The organism is Rahnella sp. Larv3_ips (assembly GCF_003697865.1).
Taxonomy (GTDB): Bacteria; Pseudomonadota; Gammaproteobacteria; order Enterobacterales; family Enterobacteriaceae; genus Rahnella; species Rahnella rivi.
This window is the reverse complement of the sequence record NZ_MJIB01000021.1, coordinates 123150-142468: the sequence shown is the minus strand read 5'-3', so window position 1 is coordinate 142468 and position 19319 is coordinate 123150. Positions and strand designations below refer to the sequence as shown.

Annotated in this window: 14 protein-coding genes; 9 read left to right on the top strand and 5 right to left on the bottom strand. The window is 49.6% G+C overall.

The genetic code is table 11. The annotated features are described in order from the left end of the window. The first annotated feature begins 20 nt into the window (after nt 1-20). Both evgA and ED901_RS20125 read left to right on the top strand, forming a co-directional pair. Entirely contained in the window at nt 21-635 is a 615-nt protein-coding gene (gene evgA, locus ED901_RS20130) for an acid-sensing system DNA-binding response regulator EvgA (protein WP_122097045.1), read from the top strand. A 4-nt stretch (nt 636-639) separates the two neighbouring features. After that, nucleotides 640-3894: a response regulator gene (locus tag ED901_RS20125; protein WP_122097044.1), complete on the top strand. Its 3255-nt coding sequence runs from the start codon at nt 640-642 to the stop codon at nt 3892-3894. Between the two features lie 17 nt (nt 3895-3911). On the opposite strand, the gene ED901_RS20120 is transcribed toward ED901_RS20125, so the two are convergent. Beyond that, the gene (locus tag ED901_RS20120; RefSeq protein ID WP_122097043.1) at nt 3912-4547 is read right to left on the bottom strand and encodes a YfdX family protein; all 636 of its coding nucleotides are present in this window, start codon (nt 4545-4547) and stop codon (nt 3912-3914) included. Between the two features lie 281 nt (nt 4548-4828). On the opposite strand from ED901_RS20120, the gene ED901_RS25660 reads away from it, so the two are divergent. Continuing rightward, nucleotides 4829-5140 (top strand): DUF2913 family protein, encoded by a 312-nt coding sequence (locus ED901_RS25660; RefSeq protein WP_122097042.1) that lies wholly within the window; start codon nt 4829-4831, stop codon nt 5138-5140. A 116-nt stretch (nt 5141-5256) separates the two neighbouring features. Here the strand turns inward: ED901_RS25660 and ED901_RS25170 are convergent, their stop codons facing one another. Further along, on the bottom strand, nt 5257-5397 hold the full coding sequence (locus ED901_RS25170; RefSeq protein ID WP_162997918.1) for a hypothetical protein: 141 nt from the start codon (nt 5395-5397) through the stop codon (nt 5257-5259). A gap of 331 nt (nt 5398-5728) precedes the next feature. Here ED901_RS25170 and ED901_RS20105 point away from each other — a divergent pair, with 331 nt between their 5' ends. Continuing rightward, nucleotides 5729-7129: a glutamate decarboxylase gene (locus tag ED901_RS20105; RefSeq protein WP_122097040.1), complete on the top strand. Its 1401-nt coding sequence runs from the start codon at nt 5729-5731 to the stop codon at nt 7127-7129. A gap of 102 nt (nt 7130-7231) precedes the next feature. Further along, nucleotides 7232-8770: a glutamate:gamma-aminobutyrate antiporter gene (gene gadC, locus ED901_RS20100; RefSeq protein ID WP_122097039.1), complete on the top strand. Its 1539-nt coding sequence runs from the start codon at nt 7232-7234 to the stop codon at nt 8768-8770. Nucleotides 8771-8861: 91 nt separating this feature from the next. On the opposite strand, the gene ED901_RS20095 is transcribed toward gadC, so the two are convergent. Beyond that, nucleotides 8862-9713, bottom strand: coding sequence for an aldo/keto reductase (locus ED901_RS20095; RefSeq protein ID WP_122097038.1), 852 nt, complete (start codon nt 9711-9713; stop codon nt 8862-8864). A 265-nt stretch (nt 9714-9978) separates the two neighbouring features. On the opposite strand from ED901_RS20095, the gene ED901_RS20090 reads away from it, so the two are divergent. Together ED901_RS20090 and ED901_RS20085 are read left to right on the top strand one after the other, a co-directional pair. Next, nucleotides 9979-10584: a hypothetical protein gene (locus tag ED901_RS20090; RefSeq protein ID WP_122097037.1), complete on the top strand. Its 606-nt coding sequence runs from the start codon at nt 9979-9981 to the stop codon at nt 10582-10584. Nucleotides 10585-10680: 96 nt separating this feature from the next. After that, entirely contained in the window at nt 10681-10896 is a 216-nt protein-coding gene (locus tag ED901_RS20085) for a DUF6500 family protein (RefSeq protein ID WP_056781909.1), read from the top strand. Nucleotides 10897-11071: 175 nt separating this feature from the next. Here ED901_RS20085 and yajD read toward each other — a convergent pair whose 3' ends face one another. Together yajD and ED901_RS20075 are read right to left on the bottom strand one after the other, a co-directional pair. Next, nucleotides 11072-11419, bottom strand: coding sequence for an HNH nuclease YajD (yajD, locus tag ED901_RS20080; protein WP_056781907.1), 348 nt, complete (start codon nt 11417-11419; stop codon nt 11072-11074). Between the two features lie 105 nt (nt 11420-11524). After that, nucleotides 11525-12733 (bottom strand): multidrug effflux MFS transporter, encoded by a 1209-nt coding sequence (locus ED901_RS20075; protein WP_122097036.1) that lies wholly within the window; start codon nt 12731-12733, stop codon nt 11525-11527. A gap of 280 nt (nt 12734-13013) precedes the next feature. On the opposite strand from ED901_RS20075, the gene ED901_RS20070 reads away from it, so the two are divergent. Both ED901_RS20070 and ED901_RS20065 read left to right on the top strand, forming a co-directional pair. Beyond that, on the top strand, nt 13014-13796 hold the full coding sequence (locus tag ED901_RS20070) for an SDR family oxidoreductase (protein WP_122097035.1): 783 nt from the start codon (nt 13014-13016) through the stop codon (nt 13794-13796). 791 nt (nt 13797-14587) lie between these two features. Next, on the top strand, nt 14588-19319 hold a 4732-nt coding region (locus tag ED901_RS20065), incomplete at its 3' end, for an ESPR domain-containing protein (protein WP_122097034.1).

Below are 19319 nucleotides of genomic sequence, written 5' to 3'. Positions count from 1 at the left end.
ATAAAGGATTATCATTTAAAATGAAAGCCATCATCGTAGACGACCACCCTCTGGCACGTATAGCGATAAAAAATTTACTCGATGCTAACGGGATTACACTTCTCGCCGAGCTGGATGACGGCGGCCATGTAGTCAATAAGGTCGAAACCCTCAAACCAGATCTTGTTATCATTGACGTGGATATTCCTACTATCAGCGGTATCGAGGTGCTCGAGCAATTACGCAAACGTCGTTATGCGGGCACTGTCATCATTATTTCTGCTAAGAATGAAGTGTTTTACGGACACCGCAGTGCTGAGTTTGGTGCAAACGGATTTGTCAGTAAAAAAGAGGGGTTGAACAATATTATAGCGGCAATAGAAGCGGCTAAAAATGGATATGGTTATTTTCCTTTTACGCTTAATCGATTTTTCGGTGAAACGTCCTCGGAGCAAGATAAGCTGGAATCACTGTCCATGCAGGAAATAAAAGTGTTCCGATATATCATTAATGGCATAGATTACACTAATATAGCCAGCAAAATGAATATCAGCAATAAAACGGTGTGTACCTATAAAAGACGTTTACTGGAAAAGTTAAACTGTAATTCATTGATGGACCTTTTCAGCTTTGCTCAGCGAAATAAACTGGGGTAATGCCATGAGGGTTCTTACTTTTTTATTGCTCATTCTCTTTTTCCCCGTCAATGCGGCAACTGTAAAAAATATTGAAATTAAAAACAGCTTTGTTAACAATTTTGAAAAAGTCAAATTAAGCAAAGATGAAACCCGCTGGATGGCGCAGAAAAAAAGTCTGGTTATTGGCACATGGCTTCCGGAAATTTCTCCCGTTGTTTATAACAGTGTCGATCACTACTACAGAGGAATCAATGCTGACTATCTGGCATTAATGCAGAAAAGTCTGGGGGTGAAAATTACCATCACTCAGTATAAGAATGAGAAAGAAGCTCTGGATGGGCTTAGCAAGAATAACGTCGATATGCTGCTGACGCCTGTGACGCGCAAAATGAATGACTCTGCTAATTTGTTGCATACCGCAGCGTTAGTCAGAACCTATCCGACTCTGGTGACGTCGATAAAAAACACAATGCAACCTTTAGCAACCGACAAAATAGTCACCATTGCCTGCTCGGATTCTTGCCCGTCTGTCGATACCATCAGGAGTGATTTTCCTAATGCGAAAATTAATTTTTATGATAATGACTACCTGGCCATGTCATCCGTCGTGGAAAATGAAAACGTTTATTTTATCGGCAATAATATCACCACCAGTAATTATCTTTCCAAATACTTCCCTCAGTCGTTATCAGTTATGCGTTATTTTATGCAACCAGACCTTAAGAATCATTTCATTCTTAACGCTGAGCAGGTGATATTGCGCAATATCATCAATAACTTCATTGATGCCATCACTAATGAAACCAACATGCAGGTGACTCAAAACTGGCTTGAAAGGGGAAATCTCTCATTTTTAAATAAGCCGCTTTCGCTCTCTGGCCGGGAGCGTTTATGGCTCAAGAGACATAAAAAACTACGCGTACTGATTAATCCTTATTATCCGCCGTTTACCATCACTAATGATGAGAATGAAATCCGTGGCATCATGGGGGACATTCTTAATTTAATTCAGATACAAACTGGCCTGGAGTTTGAACCTGTATTTGCTAATTCAAATTCTGAAATGGTCATGAAGATGATGAAAGGGGAATGGGATCTCATTCCTGCCGCCACCTACAGCAATGAAAGGGGGGGGCGTATCGCATTCAGCGACCCGTTTATGAAACTTCCTTTTGTCGTGGTGACGAAAGTTAAACTGCCCGTGGATCTTACACTTAAGACTGTTAATCAGATCGCCATACCGCCTCACTTCACCTTAACCGACCAACTCAAGGAGAAGTATCCCCATATCAAATGGATGGTGGTTGAAAATACCAGTATCGCCATGAGTATGGTGAATAAAGGTGACGTTGATGCCACGGTGACGACTGAGTTATCCGCACGCTATATCATCGACCATTATTACCCCTCGGATCTGAACTATTTACGCCTTTCGGATATGCCGCTGGCACCGATCAGCTTTGCCTTGTCAAAAACCGATCCTGAATTAAAGTCCATTTTGGATAAAGCGCTGGTGTCCATTCCACCGCGGGAGATTTTGCAGCTGACTGAAAAATGGTCAAAAATGCCTAAAGTTCAGATTCAAACCTGGAATCTTTATAGCAAGCAGTTTTACCTTGTTATCGCGTTTGCCGTGACCCTGGTTGCCAGCAGTCTGGTGTGGGGATTTTATTTGCAGAGTGAAGTCCGTAAGCGTAAAGAGTCGCAGCGTCAGCTGGAAATTCAGTTACAGCTTAAAGAGCGCCTATCCCGGGCTCTTGAAGAGGAAAAAAATAAGGCGATTCTTGCCACCGAGGCGAAAAGTCAGTTTCTCGCCAGTATGAGCCACGAATTGAGAACCCCTGTCAGCTCTATTGTCGGTTTTTTAGAATTAATGAATCGTCAGGCATTAGATGCTTTGCAGCATAAAGAGGCCATAGAGCAGGTATATATCACCGCGCAATCTTTACTGGGGCTGATCGGCGAAATACTTGATGTTGATAAAGTGGCATCAGGTAATTATCAAATTCATTACCAGAGAACCTACGTTAACAAGCTGATGCTTGAGATATGTCGTTCATTTGAGGGAATTGCGCAGAAAAAAAATCTGTCTTTACACTACAAAAATACAATGCCGGACGATGTGCAAATGCTGATTGACCCGCAGGCGCTTAGGCAGATTATGAATAATCTGATCAGTAACGCCCTGAAATTTACTGTTCAGGGAAAAATAGACGTGTGCGTACATCAGTATATGTTTAACGATTATCAAACCGGCCTTCAGATCATCGTCAGTGATACGGGGTGCGGTATTTCAGCGGATGAAAAGGCGACCCTCTTCCAGCGTTATTCTCAAGCCGAGCAGGGGCGGATGCAAACCGGTTCGGGGTTAGGGCTGACGATATGCAAAGATCTCGTTTCATTTATGCAGGGCACACTGACGATGGAAAGTCAGCCGGGGTATGGAACGACACTGACTCTTAATCTGCCGGTAGAAATATGTCCTCCTCAGCAAATTGACTTATCTACACCTCAGCGTGAGTCGTTATCTCTTGCGCCGTTGTCAGTTCTTATTGCAGACGATCATCCGACTAACCGGCTGCTGCTTAAAAGGCAGCTACAAAATATCGGTTATGAGGTGGATGAAGCCTGCAACGGTGACGAAGCAGAGCAAATGATCGGCAAAGCATATTACGACTTATTAATTACCGACATTAATATGCCGGGAAAAGATGGAATTACGCTCTCGGGTGATTTAAGAAAGACCTATCCGACGCTCCAGATTTGGGGCCTGACAGCAAATGCTCAGGAGAAAACACGGGAGAAATGCCTGCAAAACGGCATGAATCTCTGCCTGTTTAAGCCCGTTTCGTTACGAACGCTGACCCATGAACTTAATAAGATTACGGGGAACCACGCGGTGACATTGCCGGTTTCCCATCTCAATATCGACGTTCTGCATCGTAATACCGGCGGGCAAAAAGAACGGCTTAATGAGCTGATTGAGGTTTTCTATTTTGAAGCCAGGAAAGATCTCGCTGAAGCTGAGCAGGCCGTCGTGAAAGAAGACTTTGGCCGATTCAAACAGGCCGTGCATCGTCTGCACGGTGCCGGTCAGCTTCTCGAAATAAAAGAACTGAAAGATATTCTTTCCCCGATAGAAATGATGGATAAAACTGAGCTCACGAGGCAATTTTGCCTGACGGTGCTGACGAAAATCAGCCGTATTTTGCACAAGGTCAGTGAAGAGATCGCCATTATTTGTCCGGCAGAGCCTGCAATTCTGCCAGACAGATAAACTGAGCACGTTTATAATTAGCGGTCTACATCCAGCAATTCGCTATCAACAATAATGCCATCCTCAGCACTTTTTAAGACTAAATTTGCTTCGTAGTATTTTCCTGAGTCGAGTAATTTACTGGCTTCGGAAACGGCTTCCCGTGTTTGTTTTAACGGCATCAGGTATTGATTTTGCAAAACGCTCATACCCGCTAAACGCAGCGTGTCGATAGCGCCTTTAGGATCACCCTTGGCGACTTTCTCATTCGCTTTTTTAATGGCGACTTCTTTTTCGGGAGAGGCAATAAAGTTCTCAGAAATCGCGAAGTTAGAATTAACGATAATGTACTGGTCGTTAATCATTTTGGCGCCGGCGTCCATTTTTGTGAACTTGCTCCAGTCGGTGCTGGCATCGGAGAGCAAATTAGCCGCGTCTCGTGTTAATTGTTTGGCCGCATCAGGCTGACCCTGGAAAATGGCCACTCTGGCAATTTGAATATCGCGCACCGCATCAAACCCCTGAGCGGCCATATTAAGAACATCACTGGCTTCTTTTTTGACCAGGTGACTGGCGGGTGTATCAGTTTGCGCTGAGACAGGGGAGGTATCTGCCCATACCGGAGATGCCGTCACCATCGTTGCCATCAGGCTCGCCAATAATAATCTTTTCATAATAAAATCCTGTTGATTTAAGAGAATGTAAAAAACATGTACAGAATAGATTTTATTTTTACTGGTGATAATAAGAATGCCAATTCAATGATGAGAGAAATAACTTACGTACGTCATCCTTATTAAGAGAAGGATGACATGCGTAAGATTCAGATGATAGTGTGCAGGACTGTATCTGATTTCATTGAGTGTATAAAAACCATAAATTAATGAAACGGTTTGGAACGAGTTCATCGAACCAGTGATTACCCTGTCATTTCTCTTAGTCCAGGCATCTAAAAATGAATAACCTGAATGAAAACGTTGCGCATCTTTCATGGTGTGCTCTGGTCGCACTTCACATCAATAATACCCAGTCTCCCTCCCAAAATGCGGCACAAGAAGATCTCTTTTTACTGCGATGGCTTATTCAGGCTCAGCGACAAAAAAGGTTTTCCAGAGAAGTGGCAGATTCCTTAAACGATATGATTACCTTTAGCAGACAGTTAAGCCGGACAATAAGAATCAAGAGGCATTTGTTAACGCTCTGGAATGAATACTCTCGGTTAAATACAGAGAAATTTTGTCGAAGCGAATGCCAGGCTGACATCTGACCGCGAATATCAATCTCCCCAAAAGACGCTTTATCTATAATTATCAATCAGGAGTAATCCCTCGTGAGAAAGATTCTGCTCTTTGTCTTCGCTGTCATTGCGATGCCAGCGATTATCTATTCTGCCTGTGCGTCAGAGGCGTTCATCCCTGCCAGCATGGCGTGTAAACCCACCTTGTCCAACCGGTCAGCCGGGTTGCCTCCTGAAACATCCGGCAGAGTTTGCGAAGGGAAGGGCGTCAGGCGCATGAATGTCATTAACCCTCATAAACTGAAAAACTACCTTTCGAAGAAACTGCTGACTATATCCAGATAGCTCCGTCATTCCAGCTCAGGGTTAACATGGGAATATGCACTTATACATTTTCTAAATCAGCGATCCTGATAATTCGCTCCAGGATTACACCTGTACTCTTGAGCGTACAATAACGCCCTGTTGCTCTGATATCTTTATCCCTGGCAGGCTTATAAAATTTATTGCATAGCACTTTCAATTTAAATTCCGTCGGTCAGGCTCACGTTTCATTATTTCCCGGTGCGGATTATACATTCTATTTTTTAAATTATTTGACTCTGAAAGGTTAATTCCATGAGTAATGATATAAACGGTTCACGATATAACAGTAAAGATGATGTCTACGCGTCAGCAGATTTAGCATCATCATTACCGTCCTCCTCTTTCCCAAACGAAGAACACGAACCGCGCAATATATTCAATGCGATCCGTGATGAATTACTCCTGGATGGTAATTCACGTCAGAACCTTGCGACTTTTTGTCAGACCTGGGTGGATGATGAAATCCGTGAGCTGATGGATTTGTCCATCGACAAAAATATGATCGATAAAGATGAATATCCGCAGACGGCGGAAATAGAAGCGCGCTGCGTGCGAATGCTGGCCGACCTTTGGAATTCGCCAACGCCGGACACCACGCTGGGCTGCTCGACGATTGGCTCTTCAGAAGCGGCGATGCTGGGCGGGTTAGCGCTGAAGTGGCAGTGGCGTAAGAAGCGCGCAGCACAAGGTTTGTCAGCGGATAAACCCAACCTGATTTGCGGCCCGGTACAAATTTGCTGGCACAAATTTGCCCGCTATTTTGACGTCGAATTGCGTGAAATTCCTCTGGAAGGCGATCGTCTGATCATGTGTCCGGAAGAGGTGTTAAAGCGTGTGGATGAAAACACCATCGGGGTGATCCCTACGCTTGGTGTGACATTTACCTGCCAGTACGAGCCGGTAAAAGCGGTGAGCGATGCGCTTGATCAGCTGCAGCTGCAGACCGGACAGGATATTCCCATGCATATCGACGGTGCCAGTGGTGGTTTTCTGGCGCCATTTTGTGCGCCGGAACTGGAGTGGGATTTCCGGTTGCCGCGGGTTAAATCCATCAATGCATCAGGCCATAAATTCGGTCTGGCCCCGCTTGGCGCAGGCTGGGTCGTGTGGCGTGAGGTGGCAGACTTGCCTGAAGAGCTGATTTTCAATGTTAACTATCTGGGCGGCAACATGCCGACCTTTGCGCTTAACTTTTCACGACCGGGCGGGCAGATCGTTGCCCAGTACTACAACTTCCTGCGCCTGGGGCGTGAGGGTTACGCCAAAATCCATAATGCCTGCTACGCCACGGCTCAGCATCTGGCAGCGGAAATCGGCAAGCTCGGGCCGTTTGAGATCATTTTCGATGGCGACAGCCAAAAAGGTATCCCTGCACTGGCCTGGACGCTGAAAGAGGGCGCTTACCTTGGCGGTTACACGCTCTACGATCTGGCTGAGAAACTCCGCGTGCGTGGCTGGCAGGTGCCGGCTTACTCCATGCCGTCCCACCGTGAAGATTTGGTGATTCAGCGCATTCTGGTCCGTCACGGTGTGAGCTACGACCTCGGCTGCCTGCTCATTGAAGATATGAAACGTGCGCTGAATGACTTCATGAGTCACCCGCTCAGCCAGCCTTCCAGCGCATCACGCACGGGCGGCTTTAATCACGCATAAACGCGTGACCTCTCTTGTTCCGGGGTGACCCGAAAGTCACCCCCCTAAATTTCAGATTAAAACTTACTGAGAAGACTCTGCGCTTCCTTCAGGAGATCAGTTATGGCGAGCACAGTAAAAAGCGCCGCACCTAAGCAATTATCGTTGTTGGGCTTTTTTGCTATCACGGCGTCGATGGTGATGGCCGTTTATGAATATCCCACGTTTGCTACCTCGGGTTTTTCCCTTATTTTCTTTCTGCTGTTGGGCGGCCTGCTGTGGTTTATTCCCGTCGGTCTTTGTGCGGCGGAAATGGCGACGGTAGAAGGGTGGCAGGAGGGGGGCGTTTTCACCTGGGTTTCTAAAACGCTGGGTGAAAAATGGGGGTTTGCGGCTATTTCGTTCGGCTATTTGCAAATCGCGATAGGGTTTATCCCGATGCTCTATTTTGTGCTGGGCGCGCTCTCTTACATCCTCAAATGGCCGGCGCTGAACAGCGATCCGATAGTGAAAACGGTGGCCGCGCTGGTGATCCTCTGGGGGCTTGCTTTAACGCAGTTTGGCGGCACCAAAAATACAGCGCGCATTGCTAAAATCGGCTTCTTTGCCGGCATCCTGCTTCCTGCGGCAATCCTGGTTGTCTTGGCGATCAGCTATCTTCATTCCGGTGCGCCGGTAGCTATCGACATGAGCGTGTCGACCTTCTTCCCGGACTTTACTCAGATGGGAACCCTGGTGGTGTTTGTGGCCTTTATCCTGAGTTACATGGGTGTTGAAGCGTCCGCGACCCACGTCAACGAGATGAAGAATCCGGGGCGCGACTATCCGCTCGCCATGCTGCTGCTGATGTTTGCGGCCATTTGCCTGAGTTCTGTGGGCGGTCTGTCTATTGCTGCGGTGATCCCGCATGACGACATTAACCTTTCGGCTGGTGTCATGCAGACCTTCAGCGTGCTGATCAATAACCTGGGTAGCGGTTTTGAGTGGGCGATCCGCGGCATTGCTGCACTGTTATTGTTAGGTGTGCTGGCGGAAATCGCCGCCTGGATTGTCGGGCCTTCCCGCGGAATGCTGGTGACAGCGCAAAAAGGGATCCTGCCTGCCAGTTTCGCAAAAATGAATAAGAACGGTGTGCCTGTTGTTCTGGTGATTTCCCAGTTAATTATCACCTCTGTGGCGCTGATTGTTCTGACCAATACCGGGGGCGGCAATAATATGTCTTTCCTGATTGCACTGGCACTGACCGTGGTGATTTATCTGTGCAGCTATTTCCTGCTGTTCCTCGGTTATATCAACCTCGTGCGTAAGCAGTCAGCAAACAAACGTACTTTCAATATACCGGGCGGCAAAGCGGTGAAACTGACCGTTGCGGTCGTGGGTCTGATGGCATCACTGGTTGCCTTTGTGGTGTCATTCTGTCCACCGACAGGTCTGCCAGGCAGCGAAGCGAACACTCTTTACGCTGGCCTGCTGGTCGTATGCTTCCTGATCGTGCTGTCCATTCCGTTCATTATTTATGCCCTGCATGATAAGCGTGCGAAGCACAGTAATATTACGCTAGAACCCGTCAGCAGTGATTCAGCGGCAGAAGGGCATTTCTTTATTCATCCGCGTGCCCGCTCAATGCACCATATCTTTGTCGATAATAAAAAAGTGCATTAACCGGTAATCAATAAGCCAGGCAGGAATGTCTGGCTTATTGACGTCATGCGAGGAGCTGCAAAGAAATGTATGCCGCGGTTTTGATCGCGATTTAAACGTCGAGTTTACGGCCCGTCAGCCATTCGACCATGGCCGGATCGCGATGTGAGAAGAAGGCGCTGGTTGCGGTATCGAGAGCGGTAATACGCAGCATGTCTTCAGCATTAAGCTCAAAATCGAGCACACTGATGTTTTCTTCCATACGCGCTTTACGCACGGATTTTGCCAGTGAAACGATGCCGCGCTGGAAGATCCAACGCAGGACTATCTGACCGACGCTTTTGCCATACTTTTTACCCATCTCAGTCAGGACGGGATGCAGGAACAAGCCATTTTTCCCTTCTGCAAAGGGCGCCCAGGCTTCAGGCTGGATACCCCGGCTTTGCATCCAGGGTGCGGCATGCAGTTGCTGGTTGAAAGGGTTCACTTCAATCTGATTCACCGCGGGGATGACCTTATTAAATGCCACAAGATCGGCCAGTCTGTCGGGTTGGAAATTACTCACACCGATAGCGCGGATCTTGCCTGCCTGCTGCAGTTCTTCCATGGCCCGCCACGCCCCATGAACATCACCGTAGGGCTGATGAATAAGATACAGATCGACATAGTCCAGCTGCAGGCGGTTCAGCGAACGTTCGAACTGGGCTTTTGCCCCTTCGTAATGCGTATCCTGTAACCAGAGTTTCGTGGTGACAAAGAGTTCATCACGTGCGATCCCACTGTGCTTAAGCGCATTGCCGACCTGAGTTTCATTCTGATAGGACGCCGCGGTATCAATCAGGCGATAACCTGTTTCGACAGCATCAATAACCGCACGCTTGCATTCGGCGGCATCCGTCATCTGAAATACGCCAAAGCCCAGCAGGGGCATTTCAATACCATTGTTCAGTGTGACTGTTTGCATGACGTTATCCTCCGGCGATTGTGTCGGAAAAGCATAACGCAGAGTCATTTATTTTATTAGGTGGGGTAATGAGATAGGGTTAATTAGTTGTATTCATCAATATGGCCGTTAACGGAGTGTGAAGTGGGTTGGGTGTGGCAGGAGACTCATGTGAAGGCGCTGTTTGAGTGTGCTATAAAATAATGCTCTACAGATAAATGTTCGCAAACGGATAGTTTGTTTTGATATGTTGGATTTTCAAGGGAACTGAACAAGGGATGGAAGTATGGAAATCACATCTATAGCCGGCGTCTGGAAAATATTTATACCCGCACTGCCTTATTTGAAAAAATTATTTATCTTCGATACTTTTTTTTCATTATCTTATGAGAAGAAAGCGGAAGCTATCACCTATCTGACAGAGTGTGTGGATGAAGAAGAAATTCTGGAGAAATATAAACAGGAACTCAAGTTATCAGAATATAAAATGTCCGACGATTACTTGCTGAATATTTATATATTGAAGTATTACATTTTAAATCCTGCTAAGCATGAAAAACCTTGTAAGTCCCTGTTTCTTTTTAAAGGTTTTTATAAATACCGTGATCATGAAGTGACAATAAAAAAGAATGTCATCTGGATAATCATGCTTATGTTTATTATAGGTTTTATTTCGGGCGCGGGCGCGTTGTTTTCCTGGGCGACAATCACATCAACCCCATTAAAGTGGACATATTCTGTCGGAGGGTTAATCATTTTTACTCAGTATATTTTTTATTCTCTCTATATGCTATTTAGCTACATCAGTCTCAGGCGTAACGCAATAAAATTTAATGTATTCATCTCCATATTACGTATAAAAAAGGCATTAGCCGGTAACAATATTGTTTAGGCGGATAACTTAATTTTTCAAAAACAGTTTTAGTCGTGCATCTGATTGATCTTGTTTTGAAGAGAGTCAGATCAACAGCCTATAAAAGGGGAGAACGTGCGGGCAGAAATGAAGGAAAAAATCATCAGAATCTGTGAGGCCAAAATCGTGGCGAAGGGCAGCCATGTAGGGCTGTCATTCTATGCATTTTTTGCGAATAAAAATGATGAACCGGAACTGCTGATGGAGGTGGCACATTGGTGGATTATGGAGATGAAACTGGATCACTTTGAAAAGGCGGAAAAGATAAAATCCCTCGTTTTAGCCCTGTAAGGAACCTGTCAGGTTTATAGCTCTTTGGCTGAGAAATTTCTCCATGCGAAGGTCGCAGTTAATATCACGAGGGGAAGGAATATGCTTATTTTTTCTCACACCGCGATGCGCTGACCGCAACCTGGCACCTACCTGAACGGCGTCAGGTAGGTGCCAGAAACGGGCATTGCCCAGATTATTTCTTCTTATTAAGCATCGACTTTAAATCCGCAAACGGACTGTAAGTGGCTGCCTCAACATCATTTTGCGCGTCTTCACCCGCCACCACGTTTGTGCCGTACAGATCGGCTTCGGTGTACTTAGAGTGTTCGTTGTCGTGGCAGTACAGACACAACAACTCCCAGTTGCTGCCATCTGCCGGGTTATTGTTGTGATCGTGATCGATATGGTGAACCGTTAACTCGCGCAGGTTTGAATACACAAACTCGCGGGAGCAGCGCCCGCATACCCATGGATAGATTTTTAGTGCTTTCTCACGGTAGCCGCTTTCCAGCCGCGAGTAGTTTTTTGGGATCAGAGCCATTGCCGACATTGCCTGTAATCAAGAGGTCATTTTACGAAAGTGCCCTCAATATATCCCATAAAGGAACGGAAGGAGAAATGAAAGAAGAGCGGCAACGCTGCCACGTTATCCGGCCCGCTTAACCCTGGTGGTCAGCGCCATACCTGCACTGGCCAGCGTAAAGACGGCCATTATCCAGCCCATCGTCCAGGGGGTGCCATCGCTGAGCAGGGCCAGTAAAAGGGATGAAATAATGCCGCTGCCGTATTGCAGCGAGCCCATCAGGGCCGATGCGGAGCCCGCGACGTTTGGCACCGCGTCCAGCGCACAGGCCGTCGAAGTGGCGGCAATAATGCCGTTCATGGAAAAGAACACAAATACCGCGACAACAATCAGGCCAATTCCGCCGAAGCCAAAACCGGTCGCTGCGGCAAGAATAACGGCGGCGAGGGTGGCGGCGAACACGGCAAATCTGAGCAACGACTCCAGCGGATAACGATGCACCAGGCGGCGGTTAACCACGCTGACGGCCATCAGTCCGATGATATTCACCGCAAACAGCCAGCCGTAATGCTGCGGATCAACGCCGAAATAACGGATGTACACGAACGGAGAGCCGGTGATAAACGCATAGGCCGCGACGTAGTAAAAGGTCAGGCACAGCGTGAAACGCATAAAACTGCCGTTTCTCAGCAAGATGGCATAGTTCGCGAACGCGCCGGACAAGGAGGCTTTCACCCGTTTTTCGGCAGGCAATGTTTCCTCAAGCCAGAACAGCGAGACCAGCATCAGCACGCCGATGATCGCCAGCAGCCAGAAGATGGTGTGCCATGAGGTGACTTTAATCATCTGGCCGCCGATAAGCGGCCCGGCAATGGGCGCAACCGCCATGATGATCATCAGCGTTGAGAGCATTTGTGCAGCCCGCGTGCGACTGAACAAATCGCGGATCATTGCCCGCGCCAGCATGGGACCTGTGCAGGCTCCCAGCGCCTGAAAGACTCGCCAGAACACGATCTGCACGATGTCCGTCGACAGTGCGCATCCCACCGATCCCGCAATAAACAACACCATGCCCAAGAACAAGGGCAGGCGTCGGCCAAAGTGGTCACTCACCGGCCCCCAGACCAACTGGGCAATGCAAAAGCCAATCAAAAAACCGGTGATCGTTAACTCCGCGTCACCCTGTAAATCTGTTGCCATCACCGGCATCGCAGGCAGATAGATGTCGGTGGATAAGGAGGTGATCGCCATTAACGCGCTGAGAATTAACACCAGTGAAAGGCCGGTCGTTTTTCCGGCAGCGGGCGGCGATAGCGCCTGTGAAGGGGTCATGGTTATCCATCGGGACAGTAAAAGAAGCAGGCATAGTAGCGGGTTTACGGGCGCAGATAATGGCGTCCGGCAGGATAGGCACTATGAACTGAATTCATGAATGGGGCGTCACTGTGTTTGCAAGCGAGGTAATTATTATTGATGATGATTGTAATCAAAATGAGTTGACACTTTAGATGATGATTATCATTATTAATGCGCCTCATTGAACACAGCGCCTAAAGTGCTGCGGCGATGCACAGCCCGCCAAAGATAAATGACACTCATCAGAGAACAACTTATGACTCAAACACATTCTGCAGTGCTGATTACCGGTGCCTCCAGCGGCTTTGGCGAAGAGTTTGCCAGACAATATGCCAGGCTCGGCCACCGGCTGGTGTTGGTCGCGCGCCGGCTGGACCGGCTCGAAGAACTGGCGGCCTCGTTGCGGCAGGAATACACCATTGAGGTGCAGGTTGAACAGGTCGATCTGTCAGACATTCAGGCAGTCAATGAGCTTCACCAGCGCCTTGCAGCACAAGGCGTCGTCATCGATATCCTCATTAATAATGCCGGACACGGTCTTCAGGGAGCATTTCTGGACAGCCCGGCGGAGGCTATTTTGTCGATGATCCAGCTCGACATCACCAGCCTGACGCTGATGACACGCCTGTTCGGCGAGGACATGAGAAAGCGTAAGCAGGGTAAAATCTTACAGGTTGCGAGTATTTTAGCCTTTCAGGGGGTTGAGCATTTTGCGGTGTATTCAGCGGCGAAAGCCTATGTGCTGCGTCTTGGGGAAGCGTTACACCGGGAATTCCGGCGGGACAATGTGACGGTAACGACCCTGTGCCCCGGACTGACTGACACGGGCTTTGCAAGCGTAGCGCAGCAGAAAGTCACGCCGCTAATGCGTATGACCATGATGCAAACGCCTCCGGTGGTCCGAGCCGGTATCCGTGCGCTGGACGCGGGACGGATAAGCGTGGTGGCGGGGTTTGGCAATAAACTAAACGCGGTATTCATGTGGGCAACCCCCCGCTGGATCCATCAGGCTTTTTTATCCAGAATCATGAATGCCTGATTTATGACAGTGGCAGGTAAATGTGCAAAGCCTGTGTATTTGCCTGTCATTGCATCGCGTTAAATACTGCCGGGAAAACGTCGGCGAGAATTAAAATCGGTGCAATTAATATATTTCGCCAATATAAATAATAGTAATATATAAATTATCAATGAATCATTCCTCTCTGCTCCCTGTTTCTCCTCCTGTGTTGCGTTAAATTATTATACATTTAGTGCGCCTTAAGATGATTATTATCTAACGCACCTTTTATAGATGTGCTTCTCACGCGCTGCGTATTATCGGAGAGGTGCTTTTTTCCTGTCTGTATGACAGTGTTTTCTGGCTATTCATATTAAGTTACTATTTATCTTAATGCTGTAATTTATTGATTTTAATGATTTTAAATATCTTATTTAAACCTGATGTAAATCAATTTTTCAGGGTGTCAGCGGCGCCTGCCCCCGTTGTTACTGCGTAATCCTGATGAGTTTATAACCTGTGATTGGCAAGTTTTTTTATTTCATATCAACTGATTGGAATTCCAGTTGCGATGATTTTTTTAATTATCAGGTGTGATGTTTTTTTACAAATTAATGCCGCAAAATGTCTTCTGTTTCACACGCTGAATAAGGCCGGTTAATAACACTCTTTCTTTTCCGTGAATATAAATTGAGCTATTTTGACCTGCCATTTCAAATGTTGAACCTACGTGCTGACATACTTTACATCCTTTTTGCGAATGACCTGGATCAGTGATGTCAATGAGGTGAACAACTAATACAGTCGTTTGTGATCCGCAGGAAAAGTGTATGAACAAGTCTTATAAAATCGTCTGGAGCGAAGCTGCGCAGGATTGGGTGGTTACCAATGAGCTGGCGGGCGGAAAGAAAAAAACAAAAGTCTCTAAAATTGCCAAAGCCTGGAAAACGGCATTGTTGTGTGGCGGGCTGATAGCGTCACCTTACTCTCTGGCGGTTGACTGGGACGTTGCAGATACCGATCCCAAAAGCGCTACCACGATCTTTTACGGCAGTGTTGATCTTGTTCAGGGCGGGGGCAAAGGGTTTGCCGGACTCAAAAAAGGGGACACGGGCTACACCTCAATGACGCTGTCTCAGGCGCGTGACCGGGGGTTGCTCGGCGAAGGTGCTGAGTATGTGGACTGCGACAGTGTGCATTTAGGCGGCAAGACGAACGTGGTGACTTACACCGACGCCATTACGCACAACAAAACGACCATTAACGCTTATGACAATAACTCCATAACAGCCGGGAAGCTGAATTCAACCTACGCCTATTCCCATGACGTGGGCGCTGGCGGCCAGTATCTCGATAAGGCGATTTACAGAGTGGCCTCCGGAGGAAAACTGGATGTGGATGTCGGGTCTTCCGATGCTAACTGGTTGAAAAACAGTGCCAATCGGGTGAACCTGATCATGAAGAGCAGTGATCCGAATAAGGTCAACTCGGCGGTGTTTTCCGTAGATAACGGCGGAACGCTGAATTACAACGCCAAAACCCTTGTCAGTCTCGGCAATCATAAAAACGTCAATACGTCGGTCACCGGTGATGTCTTAATTTCCACCTACGCCGGAGAAGTGAACAGCAAAATTGGTCACTTCTCAATTAACACCCTCGACAGCTTCAAAGCCTATAACACCGCGTTGATCGAAGCGGTAGAAGATGGGCGTCTTGATCCTGATGATTATGATGGTCAAATCGCGTTAGGCGTCACACCAACCACCTCTATCCGCCAGCTTGATGTGACCACGCCCGGAGACCCGGTGAACGCCAGTGTCAGCGCCACCAGCGTGGCCTATATCAAAGCGTCCGGAAGCTTTGCCCAGGTCAATTTAAGCCATGATGCCAATCTGCAACTGACGGAATCTGATGCGAGTCTGATCTACGTTGAGCAGGGGGCGAAACTGGACAACAGCGGGACGCTCAGCACCCTGCGTAATCTCTCCAACCCTGGTTCGAATGTGATCAGTGCCGCCTCCGGTGCGTCAGTTCACAATGCCAGCAGCGGCGTCATCTATGTTAACGATGATCTGGCTGCCGGTGCGGTGCTCGGCGAGACTAACACCCAGTACGGTTCGGGGGTGGGGATTTACGCCGTGGATGCGTCGGTCGTCAATGACGGGGTCATCAATATCGCGCCGCAGGGGTCGCATAGCCGAAGTGTCGGTCTGATACTCGATGGCAGCAGCAACGCCCGCAATAACGGCAATATTAATCTGGCGACGATCGATCAACCCGTGGGTGTGCGTGGCTATGAGGATATCGGTGCCATGGTGGGCGGAAACAGCACGCTCACCAATGCGGGCCTTATCTATGTCGGGCGCAGCGCACAAACCTCCTTGTCCGACTCCGCCAAAGCCACCAGCATCATCAATCCCGGCGCCATTGCCGTGTCGGTGAGTGATCACGGCACATTTGAGAATGCGGCGGGTGGCATGATCAATCTGGGAGGGAAAACGCAGGGCGCAACCGCCATTCTGGCGAGCGGCGCGGATGCTGTGGTCGATCAGAAGGGCATGATTAACCTTTCCTATAACGCTATCGGTGGCAAACCGGTGGCGCAAAGTATCGCGATGGATGTGACCGGCGGTGCCACCCAGGTCAACAACAGCGGCACCATCAATATGATGGGGATTAATGGCGTCGGGCTCAACGTGCGGGCCGGCAGCCATGCGACCAACAGCGGCACCATCTTTGTGACGGAAGGGGTGGATGCCGCCACCAAAACGGCGAACTACGGGATTCAGTCTCAGGGGCAAGGTGCGGTGGCGACGGTGACCGGGGCAGTAAAACTGACCGGTAACGGCGCGATTGGTGTGTATGTCAAAGACGGCGGCGCGGTTGATGTCGATGGCGACGGCGTGAGATTTATGAGCGGGGTCAAACAGACCGGCTTCCTGATCTACGGAAAAGGTTCTGCCGTCAGTGTGCAGAACTCCTTTCAGGATGTCTCGACGCAGGATTCCACGCTCTACCGCATCGACGGTGGGGCGAGTTACGGCTCCCTCGGCGCAACCTTAACCGGCAGCGGCCAGAACAGCACCCTCCTTCTGGCGACAGGAAAAGACAGCAGCATAGACGCCACCGGCATGAATCTGATTGCCAGCGGCCGGGATGCCACGGCGGTCAGGGTCGAAGGCGGTGCCTATGGCAAAATTGACGCCACAACGGATATTGATCTGACCGGTGTCGGATCCCTTGCCGGCAGCGTTCAGGGCGCATCGACCACCATTTATGGCGACACGGACACGACAGGCGCCTCGGTGCTCGACAGCTATGCCACCCTGCGCACCTCCGGCGGCGTGGCCGCGGGCGCAATGGGATATAAAGTCGCGACCGGCGGTACGCTTAATCACCACGGTATCGTGACCCTCACTGCGGCGGACAGCGTCGGCGTTGAAATCAACGGCGGCAGCATGAATAACGACAGCAAAATTACGGTGAGCGGCACGGCGGTCGATATCATCGGCGCGAATTCCGTGGTGAATAATACCGGCGCGACCACCGCCATAAACGGCACGGCGGCATATCGGTTGTCTGACGGCGCGTCGCTGGCGCTCAGCGGTTCCGGCTCGACCAACGCGGCAGGCACGGCGCACGGTATTCTGCTCGATACCGGTGCTGTCGGTCTGATCGTCAACGGCGCCACCATCAATATGGCGGCGTCAGGTTTCGGAAACGGCATCGAAAACAAAGCTGAAATTAGCGGCATTCAGCTGCTCAATACCACTCTCAACGTGGGACGAGGCGCGGGTGTGCGCACGGCCGCCTCTCTGGCACAGACCAACAGCGGCACCATTAACGTCAACGGGACGGGCACCGGTCTTCTGCTGGAAAATGCCGATGGATCCGCGTCGGCAGCGGATTACGACATGTCCAAATCGCAGGGGCTGGTGATCAATATCAACAGCGCTGACGGCAGCGGCATGACCACCAATACCTCCGGCAACATCAAATCCGGGGTCAGTATTCATGTTAACGATGTCGCCGGAGGATCCGCGCTGGTGGTGAACGGTGGCACGCCGCGCGTCGAGCAGTCCGGGAATATCATTTCCGCGTCGGCGGCTCAGATGGTGGATATCAATAACGGCCACACCACGGCCTTCAGCAACAGCGGAAGTATCCTCTCCCGTGCGGCAAACGGCGTGGTCATGAACATTGACAAGCAGGCGGTAGACTTTACTAACGCCGCGGGCGGCAGCCTCGCGGGCGCCGTCAACCTGCTGGCGGGTAACAATACCGTGACGCTGGCGCATGGCAGTCAGGCGGCCTCCGTCTTTACCACCGGCACCGGCGATGATCGGTTCAACCTGCAAGACATTACTGCGAACGAAAACGCCACCTTGTTCGACGTGCTGGATGGCGGGCAGGGCAACGATGCGCTGAACCTGAATCATTCGGTCTATACCCTCCCGGATTCATCAAAAATCAAGGGGATAGAGAATGTGTATCTGGCTGACCGTTCCCGCTTTACTCTCGACCATGCATCGCTCGATTTAACGGCAGCCGGCTCCGCCTGGAATATTGACAGCACCAGCCAGCTCATCATCACTGACGACAACGCCATGAATTTTGCCAGCCATCTGGCCGGCACCGGTCTGGTGACCGTGGATTTGGGCAGTGATGCCAATGCCTTTGCCTTTACCGCCAACAATGCGACAGACCGTTTTACCGGGAAGGTTGAATTGACTCACAGCCAGTTTGTTCTGAATGGCACCACCACGCAAAACAATCAGGCGCTGTCCGATGCCACCCTGGGGCTGGGCAACGCCAGCATAACGGTTGTCTCGAAAGGGGTGCAGCAGATCGGCAGCCTGTCTTTTGATGGCGGCATGATGAACGTCGATACCGATACTCTGGGACGCAGCCGGTCGGAAGCTTTCCTGATGACCAGCAACGATCTGAATATCGGCGGAAGAGGCGTGGTGAAGGTGTTAACCAATGACGTGATGAACGCGCGGGCATTGCCACCTGACACGCTGGCGTTAACGATGCAGGATGACGCCAATCCGATCCTGAAACTGGCCGGCAGCCTTGGCACGGTCAGCGGCTACGGCTCTAATCTGGATCTGCTGAAAGCAGACGGCACCACCATGAGCGATCCGACCTATTCAGATGTCATTCAAAAAGGGCAGGTGGCCGCCAACGCGACCTTTGATTTTGGGCTGACGTCCGGTGCGTCCGACGACGGTCTGTATATCAACTACGGTCTGAAAAAACTGAACCTGGTGACGTCGGGAGCTGATGCGCTGGTGATTAACGCTAACGGCGCGAGCGCTGCCAGTGCTGACCTCGCAGCCCGCGTGACCGGCGGCGGTGACCTGACGATTGCCGCAGGATCCGGCCACACTGTCTCACTCTCCAACATGCGCAATGATTATACCGGCGTGACGTTTGTGCACAGCGGTACGCTGCGGGCGGAAAGCGACAATATTCTCGGCAACACCAGCGAACTGCGTCAGGCTGGCGACGCCAGGGTGGATCTGAACGGTTACTCGCAGACTGCCGGCAGGCTCAATA